The organism is Micromonospora sp. 4G55, assembly GCF_016803375.1.
In genome coordinates, this window is sequence record NZ_JAEVHN010000199.1 from 1 (window position 1) to 10061 (window position 10061).

Annotated in this window: 6 protein-coding genes and 3 pseudogenes; 5 read left to right on the forward strand and 4 right to left on the reverse strand. The window is 73.6% G+C overall.

Annotated features, from left to right (window positions below):
• Positions 1 to 96 precede the first annotated feature (96 nt).
• The 5 genes and pseudogenes from JNW89_RS17605 to JNW89_RS17620 form a co-directional block, all read left to right on the forward strand.
• A pseudogene (locus JNW89_RS17605) lies at positions 97 to 306 on the forward strand (stage II sporulation protein E); the annotation flags it as partial.
• A gap of 101 nt (positions 307 to 407) precedes the next feature.
• Entirely contained in the window at positions 408 to 662 is a 255-nt protein-coding gene (locus JNW89_RS36795; RefSeq protein WP_309139996.1) for a SpoIIE family protein phosphatase, read from the forward strand.
• A pseudogene (locus JNW89_RS36800) lies at positions 662 to 1098 on the forward strand (PP2C family protein-serine/threonine phosphatase). The gene JNW89_RS36795 and the pseudogene JNW89_RS36800 overlap by 1 nt, the downstream one beginning before the upstream one ends.
• 70 nt (positions 1099 to 1168) lie before the next feature.
• Positions 1169 to 2344, forward strand: coding sequence for a sorbosone dehydrogenase family protein (locus tag JNW89_RS17615; protein ID WP_238449747.1), 1176 nt, complete (start codon positions 1169 to 1171; stop codon positions 2342 to 2344).
• A gap of 123 nt (positions 2345 to 2467) precedes the next feature.
• A complete protein-coding gene (locus JNW89_RS17620; RefSeq protein WP_238449748.1) occupies positions 2468 to 4045 on the forward strand; it encodes a metallophosphoesterase in 1578 nt (525 codons plus the stop codon).
• A 76-nt stretch (positions 4046 to 4121) separates the two neighbouring features.
• Here the strand turns inward: JNW89_RS17620 and JNW89_RS17625 are convergent.
• The 4 genes and pseudogenes from JNW89_RS17625 to gatC all read right to left on the reverse strand — a co-directional run bounded on the left by JNW89_RS17625 (position 4122) and on the right by gatC (position 9888).
• A pseudogene (locus JNW89_RS17625) lies at positions 4122 to 6478 on the reverse strand (transketolase C-terminal domain-containing protein).
• 119 nt (positions 6479 to 6597) lie between these two features.
• Positions 6598 to 8097 (reverse strand): Asp-tRNA(Asn)/Glu-tRNA(Gln) amidotransferase subunit GatB, encoded by a 1500-nt coding sequence (gatB, locus tag JNW89_RS17630; protein ID WP_238449749.1) that lies wholly within the window; start codon positions 8095 to 8097, stop codon positions 6598 to 6600.
• A 13-nt stretch (positions 8098 to 8110) separates the two neighbouring features.
• Positions 8111 to 9586: an Asp-tRNA(Asn)/Glu-tRNA(Gln) amidotransferase subunit GatA gene (gene gatA, locus JNW89_RS17635; RefSeq protein ID WP_238449750.1), complete on the reverse strand. Its 1476-nt coding sequence runs from the start codon at positions 9584 to 9586 to the stop codon at positions 8111 to 8113.
• The gene (gatC, locus tag JNW89_RS17640; protein ID WP_088963593.1) at positions 9583 to 9888 is read right to left on the reverse strand and encodes an Asp-tRNA(Asn)/Glu-tRNA(Gln) amidotransferase subunit GatC; all 306 of its coding nucleotides are present in this window, start codon (positions 9886 to 9888) and stop codon (positions 9583 to 9585) included. The genes gatA and gatC overlap by 4 nt, the downstream gene beginning before the upstream one ends.
• Between the last annotated feature and the right edge of the window lie 173 nt (positions 9889 to 10061).

Consider the following 10061-nt stretch of genomic DNA (forward strand, 5'->3'; position numbering starts at 1 on the left):
CCGCGCCGGGTCACCGCCCTGCACCGGGACCCGTGGCAGGCCGCCCAGGTCGACCGCTTCGCCGAACTGCTGACGACCGGCCTCGGCCCGCAGTCGATCACCCGTACGGTGCTGCGCACCGGCCAGCCCGTGCTGGGCAGCGCGGCCACCCTGGACGACGTCCGGCGAGCCACCACCGACCCGGAGATGGTGTCGCTCGCCGACCGGCTCGGCTTCGCGTCGCACCTGTCGGTGCCGGTGCCGGCACCCGGGCGCGGCGCGGTGGTCGGCTGCGTGACGCTGATCAACGCACCGGGGCGGCGGCCCTTCGACGACAGCGACCTGCACATCGCCCTGGAGATCGGCCGTCGGGCCGGCCAGGCGCTCGGCAACAGCTGGATGTACGACGAGCAGCGGCACGTGGCGAGGTGCTCCAGCACAGCATGCTGCCGGTCCTGCCGGAGAGCCCCCGGGTCCAGCTGGCCGCCCGCTACCAGCCGGTGGCGGACCGGGTCGAGGTGGGCGGGGACTGGTACGACGCCTTCGTCCAGCCCGACGGCGACCTGGTCGTGGCGATCGGTGACGTCGCCGGCCACGACATCGAGGCCGCCGCGACCATGGGCCAGCTGCGCAACCTGGTCCGCGGCAACGCCTTCGGCCGGACGACCCGGTGGACGAGCTGATGACCCGGCTGGACCGCGCCATCTCCGGGCTGCGCATCCCGGCCGCCGCCACGGCCACCCTGGCCCGGCTGCGTCCCCGCGCGGCCGGGGGCCTGACGGTGAGCTGGTGCAACGCCGGGCACCCACCGCCGCTGCTGGTCGACGCCGAGGGCGTGGTCCGGGTCCTCGGCGGCCGGCGTGAGCCGCTGCTCGGCTTCGCCCGGCCGATCCACCGCAGCAGCAGGAGACCACCCTGGCGGCCGGGGACACCCTGCTGCTCTACACCGACGGCCTGATCGAGCGCCGGGACCGCTCCATCGACGAGGGGCTGGCCGAGCTGCTGAGCCGACTCTCCCGCACCGGTCCGCTCCCCCTCGCCGAGCTGTGCGACCTGCTGCTCACCACCTCAGACCGGCGCGAGGACGACGTCGCGCTGCTCGCCGTCCGGGCCCGCTGAGTGGGTCGCGACGCCGTCGACCGTCGCCGGTGGGCCGGGAAGTCCGGATTCGCGGGCTAGGCTGGGCCGGGTGAGCGCCCGTCCCCCGTACCTCCGCACCGGCCGCCGTCGCGCGGTGCTGGCGGCGTCCTGCGCGGCGCTGCTGCTGGCCACCTCCGGGTGCAGCTTCGGCCCGCCGGAGCCGGACCCGGCCGGCGAGCCCCCCAACCTGCCCACCCCGTCCGCGTCGGCGAGCGCCGGCGGCGCCGGTCAGGAGGTGGTCGCCACGGTCCTGGCCAAGGGGTTGCGGGTGCCGTGGGGCATCGCGTTCCTGCCGGACGGCGGCGCCCTGGTCACCGAGCGGGACAGCGGGCGGATCCTCAAGGTCGGCCCGGAGTCCGGCCCGGAGGGGTTGCGGGTCGCGCCGGTGCAGACCGTGCCGGACGTGGCGGCTGGCGGCGAGGCGGGGCTGCTCGGCATCGCGGTCTCCCCCGCGTACGCCAAGGACGAGACCGTCTTTGTCTACTACACCACCGAGCGGGACAACCGGGTCGCCCGGCTGAAGCTCGGCGGCACGCCGACGCCGATCCTCACCGGCATCCCGAAGGCGGGCAACCACGACGGCGGCGGGCTGGCCTTCGGCCCGGACGGGCAGCTCTACGTGAGCACCGGTGACGCGGGCAACCGGACCTTCGCGCAGGACCGCAAGAGCCTCGGCGGCAAGATCCTGCGGATCTCCGCGGACGGCAGACCGGCGGCCGGCAACCCGTTCCCCGGCTCGCCGGTGTGGTCGCTGGGGCACCGCAACGTGCAGGGCATGGCCTGGGACGCCGGCAAGCGGATGTACGCCACCGAGTTCGGCCAGAACACCTGGGACGAGATCAACCGGATCGACAAGGGCGCCAACCACGGCTGGCCCACCGTCGAGGGGCAGGCCGGCGACAAGCGGTACGCCGACCCGATCGTGCAGTGGCGTACCGCGGAGGCGTCCTGCTCGGGGCTGGCGGCGACGGGTCGGCTGCTGGTCACCGCCTGCCTGCGCGGCGAGCGGCTGTGGCTGCTCGAGCTGACCGACACCGGCACCGTGCTCGGGCAGCCCCGCCAGCTGCTGACCGGCCGGTACGGTCGGCTGCGCGCGGTGGCCGCCGCCCCGGACGGCTCGCTCTGGGTCTCCACGTCCAACCACGACGGGCGGGGTGAGCCGGCGCCGGAGGACGACCGACTGCTGCGGCTGGTCTTCGCCGACGGTGGCGCCGGGCGCAGCTGAGCACCGGCCGAACGGCTGTCACGAGCCGCCGGGAGGCGCGACACACCGGGAGTTTCGGCGCGGAACTCGCCGCCGTCTCTCGGGTTTGCCAAGATCCATCATTGGGCAGGTCAGAATCTCAGCATGGACGGTGGGGAGAACGAGCAGCGCGGGCCCGGGGACGAGGACACTCCCCCGGCCCGGCGTGAGCGACGCTGGCGGCCCGGGCGGGACCGGGCCGGCCGGTCGGACCGGTCGGGGTGGGTCCGGCGGGTGGGCGTGGTGCTCGCCGTCCTGACGGTCGCGCTGGCCGGGGCCGTGATCGGGGTGCTGGCCGGCGGCCGGGTGAACACCGACATCGGCCCGTTCCGGGCCAACCTCACCCTCGCCCCGGCGGTCAAGGGCAGCACCACCGTCGACGTCCCGCCGCTGGGCGCGCTCCAACTCGACAGCCACGACGGGCCGACCCACCTGACCGTCCGGCTGGGCGCGCTGGACCAGCGCAAGACCGAGGCGCTGATCGACGACCCGGCCAGCATCAACCGGGCCAGCCTGTCGGCGGTCGAGGACGTCCGCGACGGCGTGATGCGGCTCGGGCTGCGTACCGCCGGGTCGGCCGTGCTGGCCACGCTGCTGCTGGCCGGGCTGATCTTCCGGGACGTCCGCCGCACCGCCTGGTCCACCGGGCTCGCGCTGGCGGTCACCGCCGGCAGCCTGGGACTCGCCGCGGCCACCCTGCGCCCCCAGGCGATCGAGGAGCCACGGTACGAGGGGCTGCTGGTCAACGCCCCGGCGATCGTCGGCGACGCCCGGCGCATCGCCAACGACTACTCGCGCTACGCCGAGCAACTGCAACGCATCGTCGGCAACGTCAGCCAGCTCTACACCACGGTCTCGGCGCTGCCGGTGTACGAGCCGGCGCCCGGCACCACCCGGGTGCTGCACGTGTCGGACATGCACCTCAACCCGACCGGCTGGCAGCTGATCCGCACCGTGGTGGAGCAGTTCGACATCGACGTGGTGATCGACACCGGCGACATCACCGACTGGGGCAGCGAGCCGGAGGCTTCCTTCGTGGGCTCGATCGGCCTGCTCAAGAAGCCGTACGTCTACATCCGGGGCAACCACGACTCCTCGCGCACCGCCGCGGCGGTGGCCCGGCAACCCAACGCGATCGTGCTCAACAACTCGACCACCACGGTCGGCGGACTGACAATCGCCGGGATCGGCGACCCCCGGTTCACCCCGGACAAGGAGACCTCGCCGGCCGGCAGCGGCCTGACCAAGCAGGTCGCCGAACAGGTGATCGGCGCTGGTGAGCAGCTCGCCGCCACGGTCCAGCGCTCACCCCGACCGGTGAACATCGCGCTGGTGCACGACCCGGCCTCCGCCGGCCCGCTCTCCGGCACCTGCCCCCTGGTGCTCGCCGGGCACACCCACGCCCGGCAGGTGTCCAAGCTGCCGCAGCAGCTCGGCAAGCAGTCCACCCAGTTGATGGTGGAGGGCTCCACCGGCGGGGCGGGGCTGCGCGGTCTGGAGGGCGAGAAGCCGACCCCGCTGTCGATGACCGTGCTCTACTTCGACCAGAAGAAACTGCTCCAGGCCTACGACGACATCACGGTCGGCGGCACCGGGCAGGCGCAGGTCAACCTGGAACGCCACGTGGTCAAGGAGCCGGCGCAGGGCGCCCCGGTCCCCGTCACCCCCACCCCGACCCGCTGACCCACCGGCTCCGGCTCCGGCCCCGCCACCGCGGATGGCGGCGGGGCGGGCTCGGCTCAGGCTTCGCGCCCCTGGCTCAGCGCAGCGACAGCGCGGCCAGGGCGGCGTTGACGATGCTGCCGGGCAGCAGGTCGTGCAGCTCGTACAGCTCGCGGACGCTGCCGGACTGGCCGAACTCGTCCACCCCGAGCGGCACCGCCGGCACGCCGAGCGCCGAGCCCAGCCAGGCCATCGCGTGCGAGGCGGCGTCGTGCACGGTCACCACCGGGGCCCGATCGCCGAACGCCGCCCGCAGCGCGCCGGGCACGCTCGGCACGGTTGCGGTCCGCACCCCCTGGCGCAGCGTCCGCTGCCAGGCCCGGTAGAGCCGGTCCAGCGAGGTCACGTCCACCACGTGCGCGGCGATGCCCTCCTCCGCCAGCTCCGCGGCCGCCGCGAGCACCTCCGGCAGCACCGCGCCGGAGCCGGCCAGGGTGACCACCGGGGCGTCCGCCAGCTGCGGGTACGCCTGGTGCGCGTCGACCAGCCGGTACGCCCCGGCGACCACCTGCCGCCGCAGCACCGCGTCGGAGATCCGAGCCCGGGCCGCCTCGAACGGCGCCTGGTCGATCGGCCGGGTGCTCAGCCGGAAGTAGTACGCCCCGTCCTCGGCCGGCGCGGCGGTGGCGGCCGGCGTCGACCCACCGGCGATCTGCCCGAGCGCGTCGCAGAGCAGCCAGTCCAGGCTGGCCGCGTACGCCGGCTCGAGGAAGGTGACGCCGGGCAGTTCCAGGCCGACGGAGGCGGTGATGGTCGACTGGTGGGCGCCGCCCTCGGGGGCGAGGGTGATGCCCGACGGGGTGCCGGCAACCACGAACCGGGAGCCGGAGTAGGTGCCGTAGAGGAACGCGTCCAGGCCGCGCAGCACGAACGGGTCGTAGACGGTGCCGATCGGCAGCAGCGGCTGCCCCGACAGGTCCCACGACAGGCCGAGCTGCCCGAGCAGCAGGAACAGGTTCATCTCCGAGATGCCCAGCTCGATGTGCTGGCCGGCGGGGCTCTCCGTCCAGCGCAGCATCCGGTCCTCGGTCCACGAGCGCTGCTCGGTGGGGGCGAAGACGCCGGTCTTGTTGATGAACCCGGCGAGGTTGGTGGAGGTGGCCACGTCCGGCGCGGTGGTCACCAGGTACGGCGCGACGGCGGGATCCCGGGCCAGGTCGACCAGCACCCGGCCGAAGACCTCCTGGGTGGAGACGGGCTTGTTGGCGCGTACCCGGGTGGTCTCCGGGACGGTGACCCCCAGCGACCGCTCGCGGGGCGCGCGGGACAGCGACTCCCGGCGCTCGCCGGCCCGGATGCCGGCCGGGGATGCCGGGTCGAGGCGGTCCCACTCGGTCTCGGTGGTCAAACCGTTGGCGGCGCGCAGCGCGTCGACCTGCTCGGTGCTGAGCAGCGCGGAGTGGTTACGCGGGTTACCGGCGATCGGCAGCCCCCACCCCTTAACCGTGTACGCGAAGACCACGCTGGGCCGGTCGGTCACCGCGTCGCACTGCGCGTACGCGTCGAGCATGGCTTCCAGGTCGTGCCCGCCCAGGTCGGTCACCAGCGGGCCCAGCTCGTCGTCTCCGATGTCCGCGACGAAGGCGCCCACCTCGGCCGGCGCGCCGTCGAGGAACTGCTTACGCAGGGCCGGCCCCGCCAGCCCGAACAGCGACTGGTACTGCTCGTTGGGCATCAGGTCGATCCAGTCGCGCAGCGCCTCACCGCCCGGCCGGCGTACGCCTCGGCGAGCTTGCGGCCGTACTTGACCTCCACGACGTGCCAGCCGGCGGCCTCGAACTGGCCCCGCCACTGGTTGATCCGGATGCCGGGGACGACCCGGTCCAGCGACTGGCGGTTGAAGTCGACCAGCCACATCACGTTGCCCAGCCCGGTGGTGGCCGGGTCGGCGACGGCCTCCCAGATGTTCCCCTCGTCCAGCTCGGCGTCGCCGATCAGGGCGACGAACCGGGAGCGCGGACGCGCCCCGAAGTGCGCGTCGACGTAGCGGCGGGTGACCGCGGCGAACAGCGGCGCGGCGGCGCCGAGCCCCACGGAGCCGGTGGAGAAGTCCACCTCGTCCGGGTCCTTGGTGCGCGACGGGTACGACTGGAGCCCGCCCCGCGCCCGCAGCTTCGGCAGGTACGACCGGTCCAGGTTGCCCAGCAGGTACTGGATGGCGTGGAACACCGGCGAGGCGTGCGGCTTGACCGCGACCCGGTCCTCGGCGTCGAGGTGGGCGAACCAGAGCGCGGTCATCGCGGTGACCAGCGAGGCGCTGGAGGCCTGGTGGCCGCCGACCTTCACCCCGTCGCCGGTGTCCCGGTCGTGGTTGGCCGCGTCCACGATCCGGGTGGCGAGCCAGAGCACCCGCCGCTGGATCTCGTCGAGGACGTCGAGGTCGTGCTCGTTCACGGTGACTCCATCCGGGCGTCGCCGTTGACGCCTCGCGAGGGGTGGCGCGGATCGCGCGTACTCGGGGGGAAGCGGAAGGCCGCCGCCGGGTTGCGACGGCGGCCTTCGACGGGTCGGGCTCAGCCCTGGACGCCGAGGCGCTCCAGGATCAGCTCGCGGACGGTCTTGGCGTCGGCCTGGCCGCGGGTGGTCTTCATGACCGCGCCGACCAGCGCGCCGGCCGCGGCGACCTTGCCGCTGCGGATCTTGTCCGCGACCTCCGGGTTGGCGGCGATGGCCTCGTCCACGGCGGCGGTGAGCGCGCCGGTGTCGGAGACGACCTCCAGGTTCCGGTTGGCCATGATCTCGGTCGGCGAGCCCTCGCCGGCCACCACGCCCTCCAGGACGGTACGGGCCAGCTTGTCGTTGAGCTTGCCCGCGTCGACCAGCCCCTGGAGCTCGGCGACCTGCGCCGGGGTGGCGCCGACGTCGGCCAGCTCGAGGCCGGCCTCGTTGGCCCGCCGGGACAGCTCACCCAGCCACCACTTGCGGGCGGCGGCCGGAGTAGCGCCGGCGGCGATGGTGGCCTCGATCAGCTCGACCGCGCCGGCGTTGAGCACCGACTGCATGTCCAGGTCGGACAGGCCCCAGTCCTGCTGCAGCCGGCGGCGGTGCAGCCGGGGCAGCTCCGGCAGGGCGGCCTTCAGCTCGGCCACCCAGGCGGTGTCCGGGGCGAGCGGCACCAGGTCCGGCTCCGGGAAGTACCGGTAGTCGGTGGCGGTCTCCTTGGACCGGCCCGGCGTGGTGTCGCCGGTGTCCTCGTGGAAGTGCCGGGTCTCCTGGGTGATCTTCCCGCCGGCGTCGAGCACGGCGGCCTGACGCAACATCTCCGAGCGGACCGCCCGCTCCACCGAGCGCAGCGAGTTGACGTTCTTGGTCTCGGTGCGGGTGCCCCACTCCTCGCCGGGCAGGTTGAGGGAGGTGTTCACGTCGCAGCGCAGCGAGCCCTCCTCCATCCGCACGTCGGAGACGCCCAGCGAGCGGAGCACGTCGCGCAGCTCCGTGACGTACGCCCGGGCCACCTCCGGCGCCAGCGCGCCGGTGCCCGGCACCGGCTTGGTGACGATCTCCACCAGCGGGATGCCGGCGCGGTTGTAGTCGACCAGCGACTCGGTCGCGCCGTGGATGCGGCCGGTGGCGCCACCGACGTGCAGCGTCTTGCCGGTGTCCTCCTCCAGGTGCACCCGCTCGATGCCGATGCGCACCAGCTCGCCGCCGACCTCGACGTCCAGGTAGCCGTCGAAGCACAGCGGCTCGTCGTACTGGCTGATCTGGAAGTCCTTCGGCATGTCCGGGTAGAAGTAGTTCTTCCGGGCGAACCGGCACCACTCGGCGATGGAGCAGTTCAACGCCAGGCCGATCCGAATGGTCGCCTCGATGGCCGCCTTGTTGGCCACCGGCAGCGAACCGGGCAGGCCCAGGCAGACCGGACAGACCCGGGTGTTCGGCTCGCCGCCGAAGTCGGTCGGGCAGCCGCAGAACATCTTCGTGTTCGTGCCCAGCTCGACGTGGGTCTCCAGGCCGATCACCGGTTCGTAGCGCGCGACGACCTCGTCGTACGCGGGCAGTGTCGTGGTCATCTGAGCTCCTGCCTCACAGCGCCGGTGGGGTGAACGTGCCGACCACGGACTCCAGCGCGGCGGCGACCCGGTACATCCGGTCGTCGGCCATCGTCGGGGCCATCACCTGCAGGCCGACGGGGAGCCCGTCGGAGAGGCCGCAGGGCACCGAGATGCCCGGGCCGCCGTACAGGTTGGTCGGGATGGTGAACAGGTCAGCCAGGTACATCTGGTACGGGTCCGCGGTGCGCGCGCCGATCGGGAACGCCACGAACGGCGTGGTCGGCGAGATCAGCGCGTCGACCCGCTCGAAGGCCGCGGTGAAGTCCCGGGTGATCAGGGTGCGGACCTTCTGCGCCTGCCCGTAGTAGGCGTCGTAGTAGCCCGAGGAGAGGGCGTACGTGCCGAGCATGATGCGCCGCTTGACCTCCGGACCGAAGCCGGCCTCCCGGGTCAGCGACATGACCTCCTCCAGCGACCGGTTGCCGTCGTCGCCGACCCGCAGGCCGAACCGGACGCCGTCGAACCGGGCCAGGTTGGAGGAGCACTCGCTGGGCGCGATCAGGTAGTACGCCGGCAGGGCGTACGCGAAGTGCGGGCAGGACACCTCGACGATCTCGGCGCCCAGCTTGGCCAGGGTGTCGACCGACTCGCGGAACGCGGCCAGCACGCCCGGCTCCGCGCCCTCGCCGGTGAACTCGGTGACGATGCCGAGCTTCACGCCGGTCAGGTCGCCGGTGGCGCCGAGCTTCGCGGCGGCCACCACGTCCGGCACCGGGGCCGGGATGGAGGTCGAGTCGCGCGGGTCGTGCCCGCCGATCACCTGGTGCAGCAGCGCGGCGTCGAGCACCGTACGGGCACACGGGCCGGGGGTGTCCAGCGACGAGGAGAACGCCACCAGGCCGTACCGGGAGGTGCCGCCGTAGGTGGGCTTCGCGCCGACGGTGCCGGTGACCGCGCCGGGCTGGCGGATCGAGCCGCCGGTGTCCGAGCCGATCGCCAGCGGCGCCTCGTACGCGGCCAGCGCGGCGGCGCTGCCGCCACCGGAGCCGCCCGGGATCCGGTCCAGGTCCCACGGGTTGTGGGTCGGGCCGTACGCGGAGTATTCGGTGGAGGAGCCCATCGCGAACTCGTCCATGTTGGTCTTGCCGAGCATCACCGTGCCGGCGTCGCGCAGCCGCTGCACGATCGTCGAGTCGTACGGCGGGCGCCACCCCTCGAGGATCTTCGACCCGACGGTGGTCGGCACACCCTTGGTGGTGAGTACGTCCTTGACGGCGACCGGCACGCCGGCCAGCGGGCCCAGCTCCTCGCCAGCGGCCCGACGCTCGTCGACCGCGCGGGCGGCGGCCAGCGCGCCCTCGGTGTCGACGTGCAGGAAGGCGTGCACCCGGTCGTCGACGGCGGCGATCCGGCCCAGGTGGGCCTGCGTCACCTCGACGGCGGAGGTCTCACCGCTGGCGACGAGACCGGCGATCTCCGTCGCGGTCATTCTGGTCAGATCGCTCATGAGGCCACATCCTCGTCCAGGATCCGCGGGACGCGGAACCGCTGCTGGTCGGCGTCCGGCGCGCCGGACAGCGCCTCCTCCGGGGTCAGGCACGGCGTCACCACGTCCTCGCGGAGCACGTTCGTCAGCGGCACCGAGTGGGAGGTCGGCGGGATGTCCGCCGCGGCGACCTCGCCGACCTGGGCCACCGACTGGAGGATCACGTCGAGCTGGCCGGCGAAGACGTCCAACTCCTCCTCGGTGACGGCGAGCCGCGACAGTCGCGCCAGGTGCGCGACCTCCTCGCGGGAGATGGCGGCCATCGGTGCCCCCTTCGTGGCTGTCCTGCTGCGTCTGCGGTGTGCCGGCCGCGCGATCGGAGATGACGCGCGGTGACCGGAGCGAGTCTATTGTCCTGCGGTCACGCCGACGCCTCCGACTCCCCCTGCGCCCGCCCGGCGGGACGGTCCGTCGCCGTCGCCGTCCCAGCCGGTCG